The sequence below is a fragment of the uncultured Serinicoccus sp. genome, from assembly GCF_947500995.1.
Taxonomy (GTDB): domain Bacteria; phylum Actinomycetota; class Actinomycetes; order Actinomycetales; family Dermatophilaceae; genus Ornithinicoccus.
Genome location: NZ_CANMUA010000002.1, coordinates 460,872 through 481,971, shown reverse-complemented (window position 1 = coordinate 481,971; position 21,100 = coordinate 460,872). Strand labels below are relative to the sequence as shown.

The window sequence follows — 21,100 nt, the reverse complement described above, 5'->3', positions numbered from 1 at the left end:
CCTTCCTCACGCTACGGAGGGCAGACAGCTCGTTCCTCGCTGCCTGCCCTCCGCTGACGCGCTTCGTCAGATGTCGAAGTACAGCTCGAACTCGTGCGGGTGCGGCCGCAGACGGGTCGGCTGGATCTCGTTGGCCCGCTTGTAGTCCACCCAGGCGCCCAGCAGGTCCTCGGTGAAGACCTCGCCCTCGGTGAGGAAGGCGTGGTCGTCCTCGAGCGCGTTGAGCACGTCCGGCAGGTTCGTCGGGAGCTGGTCGATGTCGGCCATCTCCTCCGGCGGCAGCTCGTAGAGGTCCTTGTCCACCGGCTCCGGCGGCTCGATCCGGTTCTTGATGCCGTCCAGCCCGGCCATGAGCTGGGCGGAGAAGGCGAGGTAGGGGTTCGCCGACGGGTCGGGCACGCGGTACTCCACGCGCTTGGCCTTGGCCGAGGACCCGGTGATCGGGATCCGGACGCAGGCCGAGCGGTTGCGGGCCGAGTAGACGAGGTTGATCGGCGCCTCGAAGCCCGGGACCAGGCGGTGGTAGGAGTTCAGCGAGGGGTTGGTGAAGGCCAGCAGGGCCGGGCCGTGGGCGAGCAGACCACCGATGTACCAGCGGGCGATGTCGGACAGACCGCCGTAGCCGTTCTCGTCGTAGAACAGCGGCTCGCCGTCCTTCCACAGGCTCTGGTGCGTGTGCATCCCGGAGCCGTTGTCGCCGAAGACCGGCTTCGGCATGAAGGTCGCCGTCTTGCCCGCCGCCCAGGCGGTGTTCTTGATGACGTACTTGAACTTCATGAGGTCGTCACCGGAGTGCAGCAGGGTGTTGAACTTGTAGTTGATCTCCTGCTGCCCGGCGGTCCCGACCTCGTGGTGGGCGCGCTCGACGTCGAGGCCGACCGTGTCGAGGTTGAGCACCATGCGGTCACGGATGTCGGCGAAGTGGTCCACCGGGGGCACCGGGAAGTACCCGCCCTTGAACCGGGGCTTGTAGCCGCGGTTGCCGCCCTCCTCGGCGCGGCCGGTGTTCCAGGCCGCCTCCACCGAGTCGATGTGGTAGTAGCCGCCGCTGGGGCCGGTCGAGAAGCGCACGTCGTCGAAGACGTAGAACTCGGCCTCGGCACCGAAGAACGCCGTGTCCGCGATCCCGGTCGAGCGCAGGTGCTCCTCGGCGCGCCGGGCGATCTGCCGCGGGTCCCGCTCGTAGGGCTCGTCGGTGAACGGGTCGACGATCGAGAAGTTCATGACGAGCGTCTTCTCGACGCGGAACGGGTCGAGGTAGGCCGTCTGCGGGTCCGGGATGAGCTTCATGTCCGACTCGTGGATCGACTTGAAGCCGCGGATCGACGAGCCGTCGAACATCTGGCCGGTGTCGAAGGCGTCCTGGTCGAACGTCTGGGCCGGCACGTTGAAGTGCTGCATGACACCGGGCAGGTCGCAGAACCTGATGTCGATGAACTTGACGTCCTCGTCCTTGATGTAGGCGAGCACCTCGTCGGCATTGCTGAACATGGAGTTCCTCCTGTCGCGGACCGGGCGACGACTCGGGGTTACGGGTCCGGTGACCCTTAACCTACGTGGAGGTGGTTTCCGCCGGGTCACTCGGGTGTTACGCCGGTGTTACGCACCCGCGTATGCCGTGCGTGCCTGCCTCAGCGGCCGTTCTCTCCCGGCCGCTTCCTGCTCGCGCCCGGTGCGGGCGGCACTGCGTGCCGGTGGGACCAGGCGCTCGTGCCTCAGCGGCCGCGCAGGGCGCGGCGGCTGGCCCGCGGCGGACGCGTCGGGTCCATGCCCGCCGGGATCGCGGGCTTGTTGCGGCTGCCCAGCGCCTTCATGCGCTGCTGGACGACGAGCGCCTCGTCGTTGCTCAGCGACTTGGGGTACTTCTTGATGGTCTTGACGACCTCGCGCAGCGGGGTCTGGCCCTCGGCCTTGCCGACGGAGATCGTGTGCACCGGCACCTCGTGCCCGACGACGCGGGACACCTTGCGCTCCTCGGCCTTGACCAGGCGCTGCGCCGAGCCGCGCGGACCCTCGGAGATGAGCACGACGCCGGGGCGACCGACGGCACGGAAGACCATCGCTGCGTTGTTGAGGTCACGCATACCCCGGACCTGGCCACCGGCCTCGGCGGCCACCGGCTCCTGGTCGTAGTACCAGCCGCGGCGCAGCTGCTGGAGCACCGCGGAGGCGGCCCCGGGCTGGCCCTCGATCTGGGCGAAGGCAGCCCGCTCGGCCTTGCGGCCCAGGACGATGACCGCGGCCAGGAGGGCCATGGGCACACCGAGGATGAGGACGTAGACCACCTGGTCGAGCCACAGCCCGACGAGCAGGGCCACCACGAGCACCGCCAGGGCCGCGAGGGCCATCCACCAGAGGGCGGCCGGGTCCGCCTTGCGGGTCATGGTGAAGACCTGACGGATCTGGGCGATGCGTCCCGGGTTGTTCGGGTCCTTGGGCTTGCGGGTGCGTCCGAAGCGGCGCTTCTTCGGCTCGGGCGCGGCGGTGGCGGAGGACGAGGACGCGGACATGGAGATCAGGATACGCGGGCGCGGGGCATCTCCCGACGCTCCTGCGCCGCCACCAGCGAGGCCGCCTCCTGGCGGGCGGGGATGTCCGCCTCGGCCTGCTGGGCCAGGTGCGACAGGTGCTCGGGCACCGCACGTCCCCACCGGCGCATGGCCTGCGCGTAGAGCTTGCCGGCCCGGTAGGAGCTGCGCACCAGCGGCCCGGCCATGACGCCCTTGAAGCCGATCTCCTCGGCCCGCTCGGACCAGTGGACGAACTCCTGCGGCTTGACCCACCGGTCGATGGGGTGGTGCAGCTTGGAGGGGCGGAGGTACTGGGTGATGGTGAGGATGTCGCACCCGGCGTCGTGCAGGTCCTGCATCGCCTGGTCGATCTCCTCCTCGGTCTCGCCCATGCCGAGGATGAGGTTGGACTTGGTGACCAGCTCGTTGTCCCGCGCCATGGACAGCACGCGCAACGACTTGTCGTAGGTGAAGGCGGGCCGGATCTTCTTGAAGATCCGCGGCACGGTCTCCAGGTTGTGCGCGAACACCTCCGGCCGGGCGTCGAACACCTGCTGGACCAGCTCGGGCACGGCACCGAAGTCGGGGGGCAGGATCTCCACGCCGGTGGTCGGGTTGAGCTCGTGCACCTTGCGGATGACCTCGGCGTAGAGCCAGGCCGCGCCGTCCTTCTGGTCGTCCCGGGCGACGCCGGTGATGGTGGCGTAGCGCAGCTCCATCGTGCGGATGGACTCGGCGACCTTGCGCGGCTCCTCCCTGTCCAGCGGCAGCGGACGCCCCGTGGAGATGTCGCAGAAGTCGCAGCGACGGGTGCAGATGTCACCGCCGATGAGGAAGGTCGCCTCGCGGTCCTCCCAGCACTCGAAGATGTTGGGGCACCCGGCCTCCTGGCACACGGTGTGCAGGCCGCCGCTCTTCACCATGGAGTGCAGCTCCTGGTACTCCGGCCCCATCTTGGCGGTGGTCCGGATCCAGTCGGGCTTGCGCTCGATCGGCGTCTCGGCGTTGCGCGCCTCGACGCGCAGCAGTCGACGGCCCTCCGGTGCGACGGTCACAGGTGCTCCCTACGGTTCGGTTCGTTGCCACAGGTGACAACGCGTGCACCCCTTCAGGGTATGCCCCGTGCGCGCCGGTCGGTCCGGGCGGTCCACCCGCCCCATGAAGCTCAGTCCACGTCTGCGCGCAGGAACCGCCAGAGGGCGAGCCCGACGACGAGCAGGACGACGGCGACGAGCGTGGTCGCGGACTGGGCGAAGCTGAGCCGTTCGACCACCTCCCGGCACTCACCGGTCGGTCCCCAGCAGTCGGCATACACCGTCCACCGGGTGCCGTTCTCGACGAACCCCTGGATGTTGCGGCCCAGGAGGTAGCGGGAGGTCTGCGGCAGCGAGGCGCCGAGGATGCCCTCCACCACGGCCAGGTAGCCCACGAGCACCCCCACGACGACGGCGCTGTGCCGGACGAGGAAACCGGCGGCCGCGCCGAGCGCCCCGGCCAGGGCGCCGAGCGCCATGATGCGCGCGACGGCCCAGGCCAGCACGACCCACTGGTCCGCGGTGCCCCCGCCGTCGATGCCGTGCCACCGGAAGACCGCGGGCACCCCGAGCAGGACGAGGGTCACACCGACACCGGTCACGGGGAGCGCGACGATGGCGGCCGCCACCACCTTGGCGGCGAAGACGACACCGCGGCGGGGCACGAAGGTGAGCCAGGACCCCATCGTGCGATGGGTGAACTCGGCGGCGACGTGGGTGGAGCCGACCAGCAGGGCCAGCAGGAGGAACGGGTAGGCGAGGACGAGCAGGAGCTCGTCGTACTGGCCGGCCAGGGAGGGCATCGCGCCGTACATCTGCTCGGGTGTCGGGGGACCCATCTGCTCGCAGCCGAAGTCGACCGAGGCGTCGCCGCTGAGGCGGCGCTCATCCTCCTGCGACTGCCGGCAGCTGGCGAGCTCCCGCTCGCCGTTCTCCTCCCACCACTGCAGCTGCTCCTGGAAGGCCGCGTCCGCGCCGCTGCGGGCGCGTTCGAGCTGGAGGGCCTGCTGGTTGACGGTGAAGAGGGCGAACCCGGCGATCAGGGCGCTGGCCACCAGCGCCAGAGCGACGATCCGCCGGGCCCGCAGGCGCTGCAGCTCGACTCCGACCAACCGGATCATGCGGCGCCCTCCTCGTGCTCGGAGGTGCGCATGGGCAGCGCGTCGTCCTCGGTGAGCTCGAGGAAGATCTGCTCCAGTCCCCTCCGGCTCGGCACCAGACGCTCCACCCACAGCCCCTGCCCCGCCAGCAGCCGGGTGATCTCGGCCGGGTGCGCGCCGGTGACCGTGAGCAGCCCGGCGACCTCCTCGTCCTCACCCTGCCGGAGGGCGTCCGCCGCGTCCTGGCCACGGGGGCGGGCGAGCCACTCGGCGGCGAAGCCGGCCTCGCGCAGCACCCGCACGGCGGCCCCGGGGTGCCGCACCCCGACCTCGACCGTCTCCCCGCCGGCGCCGATGAGCCCGGCTACCGAACCCTGTGCCAGCACCCGACCCCGCCCAATGATCGAGACCGTGTCGGCGATCTGCTCGACCTCGGAGAGGATGTGGCTGCTGACCAGGACCGTGCGCCCCTGGTCGGCGAGCCGGCGCATGGTGGTGCGGATCTCGTGGATGCCGGCCGGGTCGAGCCCGTTGGTGGGCTCGTCGAAGATGAGCAGGTCCGGCGCCTTGAGCAGGGTGGCCGCGATGGCCAGGCGCTGCTTCATCCCCAGGGAGTAGCTGCGGAAGGTGTCCTCGCCCCGGCCGCCCAGGCCGACCTCGTCCAGGACCTCGCCGACCCGGGTGGTCGGCGTGCCGATGGCCTCGGCGAGCAGGGTGAGGCTGCGGCGGCCGGTGAAGCCGGGGAAGAACTTCGGCGACTCCACGATGGCACCGACCCGGTCGACGACGGCCGGCAGCTCTCGGGGGACCGGGGTGCCGAAGATGCGCATCTCCCCGGCGTCCGGCCGCACCAGGCCGAGCAGCATACGGATGGTCGTCGTCTTGCCCGAGCCGTTCGGGCCCAGGAAGCCGTGCACGCCGCCCGTGGGGACGTCCATGTCCAGGCCGTGGACCGCGACCCTGCGCCCCCGCACGGTGCGGTAGGTCTTGCGCAGCCCGCGGATCGTCAGGGCCGGTCCCTCGTCGCTCGGGTGGGCCACGCTCACCTGCTCTCCTCGCATCGGTGGGCGCCCACACCCGGGCACCCGCACGTGGCCAGTCAACCGTGGCTGTGTCCTGAGGACCGCGTCTGTTGCACGCGTGTCCGCAACTTCCTGCGTCGGTCAGGCCCCAGGAGTGAGCGGGCGGTGTCCCGAGCCCGCAGCGGCCACCGGGGAGAGCACCCGGTCCAGGTGCCGCTCGACGACCGGCAGCACCTCCCGCACCCCCACGGGCCGGCCCAGCTCGGCTGACAGCGAGGTCACCCCGGCGTCGGCGATCCCGCACGGGATGATGGTGTCCGCCCAGCCCAGGTCGCAGTCGCAGTTGAGGGCGAACCCGTGCATCGTCACGTCCTGGCTCACCCGGATGCCGATGGCCCCGATCTTGCGCTCGGGACGGTCGGCGTCCGCGGGCAGCCAGACGCCGGAGCGTCCCTCCACCCGGGTCGCCTCGACCCCGAGCTCGGCGCACACCCCGATCATCATGTCCTCGAGGCGGCGCACGTGCGCCACCACGTCGACGGGGGAGGGCAGCCGGACGATGGGGTATCCCACGAGCTGACCCGGCCCGTGCCAGGTGATCTTGCCGCCCCGGTCGACGTCCACGACCGGCGTCCCGTCCAGCGGGCGCTCGTGGGCCTCGGTGCGACGGCCCGCGGTGTAGACCGCGGCGTGCTCGAGCAGCAGGACCGTGTCCGGCAGCTCGCCGCTCACGACCCGGGCGTGAACCTCGCGCTGGTGCTCCCACGCCTGCACGTAGTCCACGAGGTCGGGGGCCAGACCAAGGTGCTCCAGACGCATACCAGCACTGTAGACCCTGACGGCCGGGGGCCTGTGGACAACTCCTGCACGCCTGCCCGGCGACCGGGCACGCTGTCGGTATGACGACCCCCACGGTCCCCGGATACGACCTGGTCGACCCGCTGGGGGCCGGCGGGAGCGGGGAGGTGTGGCGGGCGCGCCGCCGTGCGGACGGTCTGCCGGTGGCGGTCAAGCTCGTGCGTCCGGGCGCCGGCGACGGGGCCGCGCTGACCGCAGCCCTGGCCGAGGCGGGTCTGCTGGCCGGACTGCGGCACCAGCACGTTTTGCACCTCTACGACGTGCTGCCGCTGGGCGACCCCGGGGACCCGACGGTGGCCATCGTCACCCAGCTCGCGGCGGGCGGCTCCCTCGCCCAGGTGCTCCGTCGGCGCCGACTCCTCTCGCCGGGCGAGCTGGTGACCGTGCTGCACCCGATCTCCGCCGCCCTGGGCGACCTGCACCGCGCTGGCGTCGTGCACGGCGACGTCTCACCGGGCAACCTGCTCTTCCGCAGCGACGGCATGCCGTTGCTCGGCGACCTGGGCGCGGCCCGGGTGGCGGGGGAGCAGGGGTGGCCCAGGTGGGGCACCGCCGCGCAGGAGGGGATGGTGGCACCCGAGGTGCTGGAGGGCTTCGTGGCCACGGCCGAGTCCGACGTCTACCAGGTGGGGGCGGTGGCGTGGCTGTGCCTGGTGGGGGAGCGCCCGGGGCCGGGTTTCGACCGGCCGGCCCTCGGCGACCTCGCGCCCGCCCTGCCGCCCGCGCTGGTCGAGCTGGTGCAGGCCTGCATGGCGCCGCAGCCGGAGGACCGGCCAGCGGCCGAGGACCTCCCCACCGCCCTGCTGGCGGTCGTCGACCCCGAGCCGGTGGAGGTGGCTCCCGGTGCCGACGCCGCGACCGGCCTGACCGAGCGGCTGCGGCAGGTGGCGCTCACGGACACCGAGGACCGGCCGGGGACGCCGGGCGCCGGCGAGCGGTGGTGGCGGCGACCCCTGCGCCGCGGGCCCGTCCCGCCGCCCCGTCCGCGTCCGGCGGTCCGGGACGGGCGGCCGGCGGGCCGGCTGCGGCGCGGCGGTGCGCACCGGGTGCCCGACGGTGCCGGAACGGCCCGCGCGGCGCAGGTCGGGCTGGCGCTGGGGCTCGGCCTCGTCCTCGTCGTGGTCGGTGTCGCGCTGTGGGCCGTGCTGCAGGGGCGGTCGGCGCCCTCGGGGGTGGTCGGAGCCGCGCCGGCCCTCCCGTCTCCCGTCGTCCGGACCGCCGGTCCGCCCTCGACGGCACCGGCGCCGGCGACACCCTCCTCGACCCCGGCGGACCGGGACGCGCCGTCCGGGACGGCTCCGACGGGGCAGGCCGGGTCGGTCGCGACGGGGGAGGACGAACCGGTCCGGGACGTCGTGCAGGGGCTGCTCGACCACCGGTCCGCCGCCTGGGAGCAGGGGGACCCGGAGCGCCTCCGTCGGGTCACCGCGCCCGGGTCCGTGGCGGACGTGCACGAACGCTCCCTCCTCGAGAAGGCGGCCGAGCGGGGCCTGACCTACCCCTCGGTGGGCTTCCAGGTGACGGAGGTGGTGGTCGGGGAGCGTGGCACCGGCCGGATGGTCGTCGACGCCACCGTGCGCAGCCCGGGCCTGGAGGTATGGCGTGGCGAGGAGGTGGTGCACGCCGCCGCGGGCGGTGTCGAGCGGGTCCGGATGGTGCTGACGGCGCACGCCGGGGGGTGGCTGGTGGAGCGGTGGGAGCCGCTCAGCCCTTCAGCTCCTCGACCACCCACCGGGCCGCCCGCCCCCGGTCCGGGTGGGTGAACTGGAACCCGGACTCCTCGAGCACCCGGGGGAGGGCGCGGGTCGAGGCCAGGATCTCCTGGGACATCTCGCCGAGGACCAGCCGCAGGGCCCACCCGGGGGCAGGGACGACGGCCGGGCGGTGCAGCTCGCGGGCCAGGGCGCGGGTCACCTGCTGCTGGGTGGCCGGTGCCGGGGCGCCGAGGTTGACCGGCCCGGTGACGTCGGCGCGGTCCAGGAGGTGGACGAGCGCGCGCACCTGGTCGTGCAGGGTGATCCAGGGCCACCACGCCTCGCCCCCGGCCAACGGACCGGCGAGGCCGAGCCGGACCAGGGGCAGCAGCCGGCCCAAGGCGCCGCCGTCGGGGGACAGGACGATCCCGGTGCGCGCGTGCGCGACCGGCACACCGGCCTCCTCGGCAGCCCCGGTCGCGGCCTCCCAGTCCTGGACCAGCCGGGCGAGGAAGCCCTCGCCGGCCGGGCTCTCCTCGGTGAGCACCTCGTCGCCGCGGTCGCCGTAGAAGCCCACGGCCGAGCCGGAGACGAGGCGGGGCAGGTGTCCGTCGGCTGCGGCGACCTCGGCGAGGGCGCGGGCCAGGGTCCTGCTGCCGTCGATGCGGGAGGAGACGAGGACGGCCTTGCGCTCCTCGGTCCACCGCCGGTCGCCGATCCCCGCTCCCGCGAGGTGCACCACGCCGTCGACGCCCTCCAGGGCCCCCGGGTCCAGCCGTTCCCCGGGTGACCATCGGACCTCCTGCACCCCGTCCGGCAGCTCGGGCCCGGGAGCCGGGTCGCGGCGCACCAGGTGCAGCACCCGGTCGCCGCGACCACGCAGCACCTCGCTCAGCCGCGACCCGATGAGCCCGCTGGCGCCGGTGACGGCGACCAGCCGTGGGCCGGACGGGGTGTCAGGGAGGCTCACGACGGTCAGACCTCGAACTTGCCGTCCTGCAGCCGGTCCTTCATCGTCGCGAGGAAGCGCGCGGCGTCGGCCCCGTCCACGACGCGGTGGTCGTAGCTGATCGCGAGGTAGACCATGTCGCGGATGGCGATGGTCTCCATCCCGTCCTCGTCCACCACCACGACCGGACGCTTGACGACCGCCCCGGTCCCGAGGATGCCGACGTTGGGCTGGTTGATGATCGGCGTGTCGAACAGCGCCCCGCGGGACCCGGTGTTGGTCAGCGTGAAGGTGCCACCGGACAGCTCGTCCGGCCCGACCTTGTTGTTCCGGGTCCGCTCGGCCAGGTCCGCGATCTTGCGGGCCAACCCGGCGATGTTGAGGTCGCCGGCGTCCTTGATCACGGGGACCAGCAGGCCGCGCGGGGTGTCCACGGCGACGCCCAGGTGCTCGGCCGCGTGGTAGACGATGGAGTCGTCCTCCACGCTGGCGTTGACGATCGGGTGCTCCTTGAGCGCCTCGATCGCGGCCATCGCGAAGAACGGCATGTAGGACAGCTTGGTGCCCTCGCGCTTGAGGAACTCGTCCTTGGCCCGCTTGCGCAGCCGGGAGATCTTGGTGACGTCGACCTCGACGACCGTGGTGAGCTGGGCGCTGGTCTGCAGCGACTCGACCATGCGGGTCGCGATGACCTTGCGCAGCCGCGACATCTTCTCGGTCGTGCCGCGCTTGGCGTCGCTGCCGCCGCCGGAGGCGCCGCCACCGGTGGCCGGGGCACTCGAGGTGCTCTCGGCAGGAGCCTCCTCGGCCGGGGCCTGCTGGGAGGCTGCCTTCTCGCTCTCCTCCTTGGCCTTGGCCGCGTCCAGCACGTCCTGCTTGCGGACGCGACCACCCACGCCGGTGCCGCTCAACGAGGCCAGGTCCACACCGTGCTGCGCGGCCAGCTTGCGCACGAGGGGGGTGACGTAGGCGCTGACGTCCTGCGCCGGCGCCTCACCCGAGCCGGAGCGCTGCTGCGCGTCCGCGGTGCCGTCGCCGTCGGCGTCCTTGTGCGAGGTGGTGCCGTTCTCGGCAGAGGTGGTCCCCACGCCGGTGGCGACACCGGAGTCGTCGGCCTCGGACGTGCCCGACTTCTCGGCCGACTCCTCGGCGGCCTGCTCGTGCTTGTCCGACTCCTCGGCGAGGTCGTCGGAGGACCCGCCCTGCTCGTCGGCGGACGCCTCGTCCTTCTCCTCGGCGTCGTCCTCCTGCCCGGCGTCCTCGGAGCCCGGGTCCGCGGCGTCCTGCTTCTCGGCGTCGGCCCCGGCCTCGTCGTCCTGCTGCTCCTGCCCGCCACCGGAGGACCCGGAGGACTCGCCCCCGATGACGGCGAGCTCGCCGCCGACCTCGACCGTCTCGTCCTCGGCCGCGAGGATGGAGGTGAGGACACCCGCCACGGGGGAGGGGATCTCGGTGTCGACCTTGTCGGTCGAGACCTCGAGCAGCGGCTCGTCGACCTCGACCGTGTCGCCCTCGGACTTCAGCCAGCGGGTGACCGTGCCCTCGGTCACCGACTCGCCCAGCGCCGGCATGGTGACCGTCTCGCCGCCCGAGGAGCCACCCCCGGAGGAGTCGCCCTCGGAGGACCTGCCCTCGGACGAGCCACCACCGGAGGAGTCCTCGGTCGACGCGTCGTCGGAGGACCCGTCGTCGGAAGTCTCGTCGTCGGAGGTCTGGTCGTCCTGCTGGTCGGACTCAGAGGAGTCCTCCTGCTGGGTGTCGGCGTCGGAGGAGCCGCCGTCGTCCCCGGAGCTGCCGTCGTCGTCACCCACCACGCACAGGTCGGCGCCCACCTCGACGGTGTCGTCCTCCTCGGCGAGGATCTCCTGCAGCACGCCGGCGACCGGGGAGGGGATCTCGGTGTCGACCTTGTCGGTCGAGACCTCGAGCAGCGGCTCGTCGACCTCGACGGCGTCGCCGACGCTCTTCAGCCAGCGGGTGATGGTCCCCTCGGTGACGGACTCACCGAGGGCGGGCATCGATACACGTTCCGACATGTGTTGACTCTCTCCTCGTCCGGGGCCTGCAGTCTACGGGTGATGCTGCCGCTGGGTCAGGCGTGGTGCCACCCAGGAAGGCCGGTCCGTGCGCCATCCTGCCACCTGCCGGAAATGCGGTGGCGGCCGATCCTCGCGCGTGTCAGGGTGAGCGCGTCATGTCCGGCGACAGTGAGGAGGTGGCCCGATGAGCAACGATCCGGTCACGGAGGACGTCAAGGCCAAGTTCCGCGAGGCGCTGGCCCGCAAGCAGGCCCACGGCGGCACGGACGTCTCGGACCACTCGGAGCACGGCAAGGTCGCGCAGGAGCGCGGCGCCAAGACCTCGGGTGCCCAGCAGATGTTCCGCCGCAAGAGCGGCTGACGTCCCGGAGACGGACGCGAGGGGCACCACCGCGACGCGGTGTTGCCCCTCGTGCGTGCCGGGGGCGAGGTCCGGTCAGCCCGCCAGCGAGCGGGCCAACGCCACCAGGGGTCGGACCCCGGCGCCGGTCCCGCCCTTGGGGTGGTAGCCCCAGGCGGACTTCTCGTTGAACGCGGGCCCGGCGATGTCCAGGTGCGCCCAGGGGATCTGCCGGGCCTCCTCGCCCTCGCCCCGGGTCCCGACGAACTCCTGCAGGAAGGTCGCGGCCACCATGGCCCCGGCCGAGCGCTCCCCGGTGTGCTTGAGGTCGGCGACCGGGCTGTCGAGGGTGGGCCGGATCTCCTCGGGCATCGGCAGCGCCCACGCGGTGTCGCCGGACTCCGTCCCGAGCCGCGCCAGGGTGTCCCGCAGCTCGTCGTCGTTGCCCATCACCCCCATGGTGCGCTCGCCGAGGGCGACGATGCAGGCGCCGGTCAGGGTGGCGACGTCCACGATGGCGTCGGGCTGCTGCTCGGTGGCCAGGGCCAGCCCGTCCGCCATGACCAGCCGGCCCTCGGCGTCGGTGTTGATGATCTCCACGGTCCGGCCCCCGCGCATCGTCACGACGTCCCCGGGACGCTGAGCGAGGTCGCCGGTCATGTTCTCGGCGAGGCAGAGGTATGCCGTCACCTGCACCGGGAGGCCGAGCTCGGCGATCGCGAGGGTCGCCGCCGCGCAGGCCGCCGCCCCGCCCATGTCCATCTTCATCGTCACCATCGAGGCGCCCGGCTTGAGGCAGAGCCCGCCGGAGTCGAAGGTGATGCCCTTGCCCACCAGGGCGATGTGCTTGGCCGCCCCCGCAGGGGTGTACCGCAGGGTGACCAGCCGCGGTCCGCGTGCCGAGCCCTGCCCGACCCCGATGATGCCGCCGCAGCCCTCCGCGTCCAGCCGCTCCGGGTCCCAGACCTCCACCTCGACCCCGGCCTCGCCGGCCCGGCGCACGACGTCGTCGGCGAAGCTCTCGGGGAACAGCAGGTTGGGGGGTGTGTTGACGAGGTCACGGGCGTAGCAGACCCCTGCGACCAGCGCCTCGACCTCGGCCTGGGCGGCGCTCGCCTCCTCGCCGCTCAACCCGGTCACCGAGGCGCGGGCGAGCCCGGCCTTCGCGGTGCCGGACTTGCCCACGCCGTGCTGGTCGGCATACGAGTAGGCGCCCAGCGCGACGCCCTCGGCGACCGCGACCGCCTCGTCCCGGCCCTGCTGGCCGAGGGCGAAGACGGCCGACCCGCGCCCGACCAGCGCCCGGGCGGCCGCCCCCGCAGCCCTCCGCAGCTGCTCGGTGCGGGGTGCCGGGCCGCGGCCCGCGACTCCGACCACCACGACGAGGGGTGCCTCGACCCCCGCGACCCCGGTGAGCCGGGTGACCTCCTCGGCTCCGCCCTCGGCGCCGAGCGCGACGAGCGCCTCCTGGAGCGCGGCGGCCGCCTCGTCGGACAGTCCGGATCCGGGCAGCAGGGCCACGGAGCCGTTCTGCTTGGCGGCCCCCACCACGAGGGCGTCGGCGCCGGTGGTGGTCGGGTCGTCGTCGGTGAAGGTCACGGGCGTGCGCGCAGCCATGGGGCGTCCTTGTCGTCGTCGTGGTGGGGGTCGTCCGGCTCCGAGACTAGGCCACCGGGCAGCCACTAGGGTGGCTGCCCATGAGCGACTCCGCGACGAAGACGTCCCCCCTGCACGAGAGGCATGTCGCGCTGGGCGCGAAGATGGCCGACTTCGGAGGGTGGTCGATGCCGATCGAGTACCCGGGCGGCGGCGTCGTGGCCGAGCACACCGCGGTCCGCGAGCGCGTGGGCCTGTTCGACGTCTCGCACCTCGGCAACGCCTCGGTCTCAGGCCCGGGTGCCAAGGACTTCCTCAACCGCTGCCTGACCAACGACCTGGACCGCATCCAGCCCGGTCAGGCGCAGTACACGATGTGCTGCGCCGAGGACGGTGGGGTCGTCGACGACATGATCGCCTACCTGCGCTCGGAGGACGAGGTCCTCCTCATCCCCAACGCCGCCAACACCGCCGCCGTGGTGCGGATGCTGCAGGAGGCGCCGGGCCGGCCGGAGGAGGTCGTGGTGGAGGACCAGCACGAGGACCACGCCATCCTCGCGCTCCAAGGCCCCCGGGTGGACGAGGTGATGGAAGAGGTGGGCCTGCCGACCGGGCACGGCTACATGAGCTTCGTGGAGGCGCGGTGGGGCCAGGTCCCGGTGACGGTGTGCCGCACCGGCTACACCGGCGAGCGCGGCTACGAGCTGGTGTGCGCGGTGGCCGACGCGCCCGGGCTCTGGGACGCGCTCATGACGGCCATGGGGCCCGTGGGCGGGTTGGCCTGCGGGCTGGGGGCCCGGGACACGCTGCGCACCGAGATGGGGTATGCCCTGCACGGCAACGAGCTGTCCCTCCAGATCACGCCGGTCATGGCGCGCACCGGCTGGGCGGTCGGGTGGAGCAAGCCCGAGTTCTGGGGCCGGGAGGCGCTGGTGGCGCAGAAGGAGGCCAAGGAGTCGCGGCTGTCCGGCGGGCTGGTGGTCACGGGCCGGGGGATCCCGCGGGCCGGGTGCCAGGTGCTGCGGGACGGTCAGGAGGTCGGGACGGTGACCTCCGGCACGTTCAGCCCCACCCGCCGGCAGGGGGTCGCGCTGGCCCTCCTGGACCGCGGGGTGCAGCAGGGGGACCAGCTCGTGGTGGACGTCCGGGGCCGTGAGGTCCCGGTCGAGGTGACCAGGCCGCCCTTCGTCTCGGGGGGAGCCGCCGACTGAGTCGGCCGGCCCCGGAGGGCGGGCGGCCCGGTCAGCGCCGCCGGGTCGCGATCAGCGCCGGCGGAGCTCGGCGCCCCGGTCGACGGCCGGCCGGGGGATGCGGCTCCGGCGCATCTGGAAGGCCCGGAGCACGACGTACCAGGCCGAGCCCCGCCCGGGCGCGTGCCCGAAGGTGGTCGTGAAGCGGGTGCGGGTGCGACGCCACAGCAGCCAGCAGTCGACGATCCCGAAGATCATGAGGGCGTAGGCGACGAGGAAGGTACCCCCTCGGGCCCAGTCGAAGGGCAGCAGGGAGATGGCCAGCACGAGGATCATCGCGGGCAGCAGGATCTCGCCGACGTTCCACCGGGTGTCCACGGCGTCGCGCAGGTAGCGGCGCTCGGGACCCTTGTCGCGGGCGGGCAGGTACTTCTCCTCGCCGTCCAGCATGGCCTCGCGGACCCGGGCGCGCTCGGCGCGGACCTTCGCCTTCTGCTCGGCGGTCTGCGCCTTGCGGTCGACCACGAGGGGGCGGCGGTTGGCCGCCTCGGCGTCCCGCCGCCGTGGGGTGGGGCGGCCCTTGCCGCCCGGCCGCGCCGGGTCGGTCGGCGGAGCGGTGGTCACCGGTACCGGGGCCACCTCGGTCGACTTCTTCCCGAACAGCACAGGAGGCAGTCTACTGGTCGCCCGGTGCCGGACCGCCCGCGTCGTTACCCTGGGCCGCGTGACTTCCCCCACCGATGACGACCGACCGACGGCGACGACGACGCAGCGGACCGGTGAGCTCGCCGCGCGGATGACCGAGCTCATGCCCGGCGTTCGCTCGGACCTCGAGGCCCTCACCCGCATCCCCTCCGTGTCGCTCGACTCCTTCGACCAGCGCCACGTCGAGGACAGCGCAGCGGCCACGGCCGACCTGCTGCGGGCCGAAGGGCTGGAGGTGCGGGTGGTGCGCGAGGGCGGGCGGCCGGCCGTCATCGGCCACCTCCGCGCGCCGCAGGGTGCCCCCACGGTCCTGCTCTACGCGCACCACGACGTGCAGCCCCCCGGCGACGACGCCGACTGGGACACCCCGGTCTTCTCGCCCACCCAGGTGGGGGACCGCTTGTACGCCCGGGGGATCGCGGACGACAAGGCGGGGATCATGGCCCACGTCGCCGCGCTGCGGGCGCATGCTGGGCGGCCCCCCGTGGGCGTGACCGTCTTCGTGGAGGGTGAGGAGGAGGTGGGCTCGGACTCGCTGCCCCGCATCCTGGAGGCGCACGGGGCGGACCTCGAGTGCGATGCCATCGTGCTGGCCGACTCGCACAACTGGAAGATCGGGGTGCCTGCGCTCACGACGACCCTGCGCGGCATGGTGCGGGTGGTCGTGGAGGTGCGGGCCCTCGAGCACGGTCTGCACAGCGGTCTCTACGGCGGGGTCGTGCCCGACGGTCTCACCGCGTTGTGCCGCCTGCTGGCCACGTTGCACGACGAGGACGGCGACGTGGCCGTCCCGGGTCTGCGCACGTCGGAGGCGGCCGATCTCGACTTCTCCGAGGACGACCTGCGCGCGGACGCGGGCCTGCCGGAGGGGGTCCGCACCATCGGTACCGGCTCGTTGCTGTCCCGGATGTGGACCCGGCCCTCGATGACCGTCATCGGGATCGACGCGCCCGCGGTGGACGCCGCCGCGAACCTGCTCACCCCGGTCGGGCGGGCCAAGCTGTCCATGCGGATCCACCCCGAGGAGGACCCGGCGCGGGCCGCGGAGGCGCTCACCCGCCACCTGCAGGAGCACGCGCCGTGGGGGTGTGAGGTGCGGGTCTCCGTGGTCGACGACGGCCGCGGGTTCGCGGCGGACGCCCAGGGGCCGGTCTACGACGCCGCCCGGGCGGCCTTCCGCGACGCCTGGGACGGTGTCGACCCGGTCGACATCGGGGTCGGGGGGTCGATCCCCTTCGTGGCGGCCTTCGCCGAGCGCTTCCCCGACGCAGCCATCCTCGTCACCGGGGTGGAGGACCCCGACACCCGGGCGCACGCCGCCAACGAGAGCCTGCACCTGGGCGAGTTCGAGCGAGTATGCCTGGCCGAGGCGCTCCTGCTGGACCGGCTGGCGGGTGCAGGGCATGATGGGGGTCATGATGAGTGACGATTCAACTACCCGCTCCGAGGGCTCGTCCGGCTACGTGAGCTCCGAGGGGAGCTTCGAGCGCAAGAGCCACTACATCCCCGAGCGGATCACCCGGGACGGGCGGGACGGCTTCCCGGTGGAGCCCGGCCGCTACCGCCTGGCGGTCTCCCGGGCCTGCCCGTGGGCCCACCGGACGATCCTGACCCGTCACCTGCTGGGGCTCGAGGACGTCATCAGCATGGCGGTCGCCGGGCCGGTGCACGACGAGGACTCCTGGACCTTCGACCTCGACCCCGGCGGCGTGGACCCGGTGCTCGGCATCCCCAAGCTCAAGGACGCCTACGACGCCCGACCCGAGGGCTACCCGGACTCCGGCGTCACCGTGCCGGCCTTCGTCGACACCACGACCGGCCAGGTGGTGACCAACGACTTCCACCAGATGGTCAAGGACCTCGTCACGGAGTGGGGCGAGCACCACGCCCCCGATGCCCCGGACCTGTGGCCCGAGCACCTGCGGGACGAGATCGAGGAGGTCTCCGACCTCGTCTACGCCGACGTCAACAACGGGGTCTACCGCTGCGGCTTCGCCGGCTCCCAGGAGGCCTACGACGAGGCCTTCGAGCAGCTCTTCTCCCGTCTCGACTGGCTCTCCGAGCGGCTGGCGGACCAGCGGTACCTCGTCGGCGACCAGCTGACCCTCGCCGACGTGCGGCTGTGGCCGACGCTCGTGCGCTTCGACGCGGCCTACCACGGACACTTCAAGTGCAACCGGCACAAGCTGACCGAGATGCCGGTCCTGTGGGCCTACGCCCGGGACCTGTGGCAGACGTGGGACTTCGGCTCGACCGTCGACCTGGAGCACGTCAAGGCGCACTACTACGCCACGCACCGCGACATCAACCCGACCGGTGTGGTCCCGCTGGGGCCGGACACCAGCGGCTGGACCACGCCGCACGGTCGGGAGTCGCTGGGCTGAGGCCGGACCACCCGCGCCGCACCGGCGGCGCGGGTGGCTACCATCACTCGTCGTGACCACCGAGCCCCAGACGACCCGACCGCAGGACGAGCCCGGCAGCGAGGCGCTGTCGGACTCCACGTCCGAGGCCTCGCTGCAACGCAGCGTGGCCCGGAGCGAGCAGATCCGGGCCGACCTGGAGCACCACCCGTCCCGCTACCGGATGCTCACCGGGGACCGCCCCACGGGCCACCTGCACCTGGGGCACTACTTCGGCAGCCTGCGCAACCGGGTCTCGCTGCAGGACCAGGGCGTGGACACCTGGGTGCTCATCGCCGACTACCAGGTCATCACCGACCGGGACACCGTCGACTCGATCCAGGAGCGGGTGTTCTCGCTGCTCGCCGACTACCTCGCGGTGGGGGTCGACCCGGCGCGCACGACGATCTTCGCGCACTCCCAGGTGCCCGCGCTCAACCAGCTGCTGCTCCCCTTCCTGTCGCTGGTCACCGATGCCGAGCTGCGGCGCAACCCGACGGTGAAGGCCGAGCAGGACGCGACGGGGGGCCGGCCCATGACCGGGCTCATGCTCACCTACCCCGTCCACCAGGCCGCCGACATCCTCTTCTGCAAGGCCAACGTCGTCCCGGTCGGCAAGGACCAGCTCCCGCACGTGGAGCAGACCCGGGTGGTGGCCCGCCGCTTCGACGAGCGCTACGGCCGGGCCGGGGACGGCTCGGCGCCGGTCTTCCCCACACCCGACGCGCTGCTCTCCGAGGTGCCGAACCTGCTGGGCACGGACGGGCAGAAGATGAGCAAGTCCCGGGGCAACGTCATCGAGCTGCGGATGAGCGCCGACGACACCGCACGCGCCGTGAAGAAGGCCGTGACCGACCCCCACCGGCACATCACCTACGACCCGGTCGGGCGCCCGGAGGTGTCCAACCTCGTGCTGCTGGCCTCCCTGACGACGGGTCGCGACCCGCACGCCGTCGCCGAGGAGATCGGGGACGGCGGGTCCGGTGCCCTCAAGCGGGTGGTCACCGAGGCCGTCAACGAGCACCTCGCCCCGCTGAGGGCCCGCCGGGCCGAGCTGGAGGCGGACCCGGCCGAGCTGCGGCGGGTCCTCGCGGCCGGCAACGCGCACGCGAACGAGGTGGCCGAGGCCACCTTGGCCGAGGTGCGCGAGGCCATGCAGATGGTCTACTCCTGAGTCCCCGCGCCGACGAGGGGCACTGATGGTGCGCACGCCACGCGTGGTCGTCGTCGTCGACCGTTCCGGTGACCGGCTGCCGCCGGGCACCTTGGAGGCCGTGGCGGGGGGCTGGCGCCGGGCGGCCCCGCACGCCCAGGTCGAGGCGCACCTGCTGCACGACGGGGGAGCCGGTTTCGCCGCGGCCGTGGCCGAGCGCGCCGCCTCCTCCGGCGTCCCGGCGACGACCCACCCCGTCCTCGTGCCCGACCCGGCCGGGCGCGAGGTGCCTGCGGCGATCGCCGTCGTCGGCGAGGGGAAGGAGGCCTCGGCCTACCTCGACACGGCGCAGGTCGTCGGACGCCACCTCGTGGACGCGAGCCGGCTGGCGGACCCGGTCGGCCTCACCAGTGCCGGGGTCGGCGTGCTGCTGCGCCACGCCCGGGACCTGGGGGTCGGCCGCGTCGTCGTGGGCGCCGGCCAGGCGGCCGCGCACGACGGCGGCCGTGGCCTGCTCGCCGAGCTCGGTGCCGGCGCCGACCTGGAGCACCTGGCCGCCGTCCGGAAGGAGTGGACCGACACCGCGCTGGTCCTCGCGACGACCACCGAGGCGTCGCTGCTCGGTTTCCACGGGGCGAGCGCCTCGCTCGGCGAGCTGGGGGTGGCTCCCGCGGTGACCCAGCGGCTGGAGACCGAGCTCGGGATGCTCACCGACCGCGTCAACGCGCTGCTGCCCCCGCCCCGGGACCTGCTGACCGGGCTGCCCCGCCGCCCGGAACGGTCCCCGGGGTCGGGGGTGGCCGGGGGGATCGGGTACGCCCTGCAGCTGCTCGGGGCGCGCACCGACACCGGACCCCGCCTGCTGCTCGAGGACCTCGGCGTCGGTGCCCGGCTGGCCGGGGCGCTCGTCGTGCTCGTCACCGAGACCTACGACTACACCACCGTCCACGCGGGAGTGGTCCCCGACACGGCCCGCGCGGCCTCCGAGGTCGCCGCCCCCACGGTCGTGCTCGCCCGCGAGGTCGCGGTCGGTCGTCGGGAAGGCATGTCGCTGGGGGTGAGCGGTTCCTACGGACTGCGGCCGGGGGAGGACCTGGCGGACCTGGCGGGGCGGGTCGCCCGCACCTGGACGCCGCCCGGACCCCGGTGACGTACCCTGGCGTGGACGGGAACAGGATCGCCCCAGGGTGACGTTCCACGTGCACGACTTCCCCTCACGAGAGGACCCCAGCGCATGACCGAGACCCAGACCACCAAGAGCCACGGCGTCACCCTCAGCGACCTCGCGGCGGGCAAGGTCAAGAGCCTGCTCGAGCAGGAGGGTCGCGACGACCTGCGCCTGCGGATCGGGGTGCAGCCGGGCGGTTGCTCGGGGCTCATCTACCAGCTCTACTTCGACGAGCGCACCCTCGACGGCGACCTGGTCGCCGACTTCGACGGTGTCGAGGTCGTCGTGGACCGGATGAGCGCCCCCTATCTCGACGGCGCGTCGATCGACTTCGCCGACACGATCGAGAAGCAGGGCTTCACGATCGACAACCCCAACGCCGGCAGCTCCTGCGCCTGCGGAGACAGCTTCAGCTGACCCCGCGGAACGCGAGCGCCGGCGAGCCTGTTTCGCGGAACAAGGACAATGGGCGAGCGGAGCGAGCGCGGAGCAGTACCCGGCGCAGCCGGTGACGGCGCAGCCGCTGGCGGTGTAGCCGCCGGAGGTCCGGTGGAGCCCGATCCCACCCCCTGGGAGCTGACCACCGCGGGTGCCCTGCCGGGGGAGGACCTGGTGGGGGTCGGCGCCGACCTCGAGCCGGGAACCGTCCTCGCGGCCTACCGCGCCGGCCTGTTCCCCATGGGCCTGGGGGACGGCGGGGCACCTCCCATCGGGTGGTGGTCGCCGGACCCCCGGGGGGTGCTGCTCCCGGGGGACCTGCACGTGAGCCGCTCCGCCCGCCGCGCGAGCCGGGGGTGGCGGGCGACCGTCGACCAGGCGTTCGGCGCCGTCGTCGAGGGGTGCGCCGACCCTCGCCGGGACGGCGGCTGGATCACCCGGGACATCGCCGAGGCGTACGGCGCGCTGCACGAGCTGGGGTGGGCGCACTCGATCGAGGTATGGCGCGGGGACGAGCTCGTCGGCGGCGTCTACGGGCTGGCGGTCGGCCGCCTCTTCGCCGGTGAGTCGATGTTCCACCGGGCCCCCGACGCCTCCAAGGCGGCCCTGCACGAGCTCGTCGCCGTGCTGTCCGAGGACGGCGAGCCGTGGCTGCTGGACGTCCAGTGGCAGACCGCCCACCTGCGCTCGCTGGGGGTCAGGTCGGTCGACCGGAGGACCTACCTGGACCTGCTCCGGGACCGGGTGGCACAGGACCTGCCCAGCCGGTGGCGCGGCATACCCCCCGGTGGCAGAGCCGCAGCCACCTGGTGAGGGTAGAGTGTCTGGCGTGAAGCCGACCGTCCCAGCAGCAAGAGGTGGATCTGTGCCACGGACCGAACGACGAGTGGCCCCGGCCGGGT

19 protein-coding genes are annotated in these 21,100 nt (G+C 73.2%); 9 read left to right on the top strand and 10 right to left on the bottom strand.

Translation table 11 applies throughout. The features are described 5' to 3' along the window. Positions 1-66 precede the first annotated feature (66 nt). The 6 genes from glnA to lipB form a co-directional block, all read right to left on the bottom strand. Positions 67-1,491, bottom strand: coding sequence for a type I glutamate--ammonia ligase (gene glnA / locus Q0967_RS05185; protein WP_298745994.1), 1,425 nt, complete (start codon positions 1,489-1,491; stop codon positions 67-69). A 224-nt stretch (positions 1,492-1,715) separates the two neighbouring features. Then, positions 1,716-2,510, bottom strand: coding sequence for a DUF4191 domain-containing protein (locus Q0967_RS05180; RefSeq protein WP_299449402.1), 795 nt, complete (start codon positions 2,508-2,510; stop codon positions 1,716-1,718). 5 nt (positions 2,511-2,515) lie between these two features. Then, a complete protein-coding gene (gene lipA, locus Q0967_RS05175; RefSeq protein ID WP_299449399.1) occupies positions 2,516-3,565 on the bottom strand; it encodes a lipoyl synthase in 1,050 nt (349 codons plus the stop codon). A gap of 110 nt (positions 3,566-3,675) precedes the next feature. Then, the gene (locus tag Q0967_RS05170; RefSeq protein WP_299449396.1) at positions 3,676-4,665 is read right to left on the bottom strand and encodes an ABC transporter permease subunit; all 990 of its coding nucleotides are present in this window, start codon (positions 4,663-4,665) and stop codon (positions 3,676-3,678) included. Further along, a complete protein-coding gene (locus Q0967_RS05165; RefSeq protein WP_299449393.1) occupies positions 4,662-5,690 on the bottom strand; it encodes an ABC transporter ATP-binding protein in 1,029 nt (342 codons plus the stop codon). Before Q0967_RS05165 ends, Q0967_RS05170 begins: the two co-directional genes overlap by 4 nt. Positions 5,691-5,807: 117 nt before the next feature. Continuing rightward, positions 5,808-6,590, bottom strand: coding sequence for a lipoyl(octanoyl) transferase LipB (gene lipB / locus Q0967_RS05160; protein ID WP_299449420.1), 783 nt, complete (start codon positions 6,588-6,590; stop codon positions 5,808-5,810). Between lipB and Q0967_RS05155 the strand changes: the two genes are divergently transcribed. Further along, on the top strand, positions 6,566-8,287 hold the full coding sequence (locus tag Q0967_RS05155; protein ID WP_299449390.1) for a protein kinase domain-containing protein: 1,722 nt from the start codon (positions 6,566-6,568) through the stop codon (positions 8,285-8,287). The genes lipB and Q0967_RS05155 overlap by 25 nt on opposite strands. Here Q0967_RS05155 and Q0967_RS05150 read toward each other — a convergent pair. Continuing rightward, a complete protein-coding gene (locus Q0967_RS05150; protein ID WP_299449387.1) occupies positions 8,229-9,188 on the bottom strand; it encodes a TIGR01777 family oxidoreductase in 960 nt (319 codons plus the stop codon). The two genes, Q0967_RS05155 and Q0967_RS05150, sit on opposite strands and share 59 nt — an antisense overlap. 5 nt (positions 9,189-9,193) lie before the next feature. Next, positions 9,194-11,203 carry a 2-oxoglutarate dehydrogenase, E2 component, dihydrolipoamide succinyltransferase gene (gene sucB, locus Q0967_RS05145; protein ID WP_299449384.1) on the bottom strand — a complete coding sequence of 670 codons (2,010 nt, stop codon included), beginning with the start codon at positions 11,201-11,203 and terminating at the stop codon, positions 9,194-9,196. Positions 11,204-11,390: 187 nt separating this feature from the next. Between sucB and Q0967_RS05140 the strand changes: the two genes are divergently transcribed. Next, complete coding sequence (locus tag Q0967_RS05140; protein ID WP_161937878.1) at positions 11,391-11,567, top strand: DUF5302 domain-containing protein; 177 nt, start codon at positions 11,391-11,393, stop codon at positions 11,565-11,567. Between the two features lie 75 nt (positions 11,568-11,642). Here the strand turns inward: Q0967_RS05140 and Q0967_RS05135 are convergent, their stop codons facing one another. Beyond that, a complete protein-coding gene (locus Q0967_RS05135; RefSeq protein ID WP_299449380.1) occupies positions 11,643-13,163 on the bottom strand; it encodes a leucyl aminopeptidase in 1,521 nt (506 codons plus the stop codon). Positions 13,164-13,243: 80 nt separating this feature from the next. Here Q0967_RS05135 and gcvT point away from each other — a divergent pair, with 80 nt between their 5' ends. After that, complete coding sequence (gene gcvT / locus Q0967_RS05130; protein WP_299449377.1) at positions 13,244-14,353, top strand: glycine cleavage system aminomethyltransferase GcvT; 1,110 nt, start codon at positions 13,244-13,246, stop codon at positions 14,351-14,353. A 51-nt stretch (positions 14,354-14,404) separates the two neighbouring features. On the opposite strand, the gene Q0967_RS05125 is transcribed toward gcvT, so the two are convergent. Then, entirely contained in the window at positions 14,405-14,998 is a 594-nt protein-coding gene (locus Q0967_RS05125; RefSeq protein ID WP_299449374.1) for a DUF3043 domain-containing protein, read from the bottom strand. A gap of 58 nt (positions 14,999-15,056) precedes the next feature. Between Q0967_RS05125 and Q0967_RS05120 the strand changes: the two genes are divergently transcribed. The 6 genes from Q0967_RS05120 (at position 15,057) to aat (ending at position 21,011) form a co-directional block, all read left to right on the top strand. Beyond that, positions 15,057-16,463 carry a dipeptidase gene (locus tag Q0967_RS05120; RefSeq protein WP_299449372.1) on the top strand — a complete coding sequence of 469 codons (1,407 nt, stop codon included), beginning with the start codon at positions 15,057-15,059 and terminating at the stop codon, positions 16,461-16,463. Continuing rightward, positions 16,456-17,421, top strand: coding sequence for a glutathione S-transferase family protein (locus Q0967_RS05115; protein ID WP_299449418.1), 966 nt, complete (start codon positions 16,456-16,458; stop codon positions 17,419-17,421). Before Q0967_RS05120 ends, Q0967_RS05115 begins: the two co-directional genes overlap by 8 nt. Before the next feature lie 106 nt (positions 17,422-17,527). Then, the gene (gene trpS / locus Q0967_RS05110) at positions 17,528-18,613 is read left to right on the top strand and encodes a tryptophan--tRNA ligase (RefSeq protein ID WP_299449416.1); all 1,086 of its coding nucleotides are present in this window, start codon (positions 17,528-17,530) and stop codon (positions 18,611-18,613) included. A gap of 25 nt (positions 18,614-18,638) precedes the next feature. Then, complete coding sequence (locus tag Q0967_RS05105; protein ID WP_299449370.1) at positions 18,639-19,742, top strand: glycerate kinase; 1,104 nt, start codon at positions 18,639-18,641, stop codon at positions 19,740-19,742. 84 nt (positions 19,743-19,826) lie between these two features. Further along, a complete protein-coding gene (locus Q0967_RS05100) occupies positions 19,827-20,177 on the top strand; it encodes an iron-sulfur cluster assembly accessory protein (RefSeq protein WP_298746024.1) in 351 nt (116 codons plus the stop codon). A gap of 132 nt (positions 20,178-20,309) precedes the next feature. Next, positions 20,310-21,011 (top strand): leucyl/phenylalanyl-tRNA--protein transferase, encoded by a 702-nt coding sequence (gene aat / locus Q0967_RS05095; protein ID WP_298885415.1) that lies wholly within the window; start codon positions 20,310-20,312, stop codon positions 21,009-21,011. The last annotated feature ends 89 nt before the right edge of the window (positions 21,012-21,100 follow it).

What these genes read in the sequence shown, in the direction of transcription:
- Q0967_RS05140 (WP_161937878.1), top strand. Translation starts at nt 11,391, where the DNA reads ATGAGCAACGATCCGGTCACGGAGGACGTCAAGGCCAAGTTCCGCGAG.
- Q0967_RS05100 (WP_298746024.1), top strand. Translation starts at nt 19,827, where the DNA reads ATGACCGAGACCCAGACCACCAAGAGCCACGGCGTCACCCTCAGCGAC.
- Q0967_RS05155 (WP_299449390.1), top strand. Translation starts at nt 6,566, where the DNA reads ATGACGACCCCCACGGTCCCCGGATACGACCTGGTCGACCCGCTGGGG.
- Q0967_RS05135 (WP_299449380.1), bottom strand. Translation starts at nt 13,163, where the DNA reads ATGGCTGCGCGCACGCCCGTGACCTTCACCGACGACGACCCGACCACC.
- Q0967_RS05105 (WP_299449370.1), top strand. Translation starts at nt 18,639, where the DNA reads ATGGTGCGCACGCCACGCGTGGTCGTCGTCGTCGACCGTTCCGGTGAC.
- Q0967_RS05170 (WP_299449396.1), bottom strand. Translation starts at nt 4,665, where the DNA reads ATGATCCGGTTGGTCGGAGTCGAGCTGCAGCGCCTGCGGGCCCGGCGG.
- sucB (WP_299449384.1), bottom strand. Translation starts at nt 11,203, where the DNA reads ATGTCGGAACGTGTATCGATGCCCGCCCTCGGTGAGTCCGTCACCGAG.
- gcvT (WP_299449377.1), top strand. Translation starts at nt 13,244, where the DNA reads ATGAGCGACTCCGCGACGAAGACGTCCCCCCTGCACGAGAGGCATGTC.
- Q0967_RS05180 (WP_299449402.1), bottom strand. Translation starts at nt 2,510, where the DNA reads ATGTCCGCGTCCTCGTCCTCCGCCACCGCCGCGCCCGAGCCGAAGAAG.
- glnA (WP_298745994.1), bottom strand. Translation starts at nt 1,491, where the DNA reads ATGTTCAGCAATGCCGACGAGGTGCTCGCCTACATCAAGGACGAGGAC.
- Q0967_RS05115 (WP_299449418.1), top strand. Translation starts at nt 16,456, where the DNA reads ATGAGTGACGATTCAACTACCCGCTCCGAGGGCTCGTCCGGCTACGTG.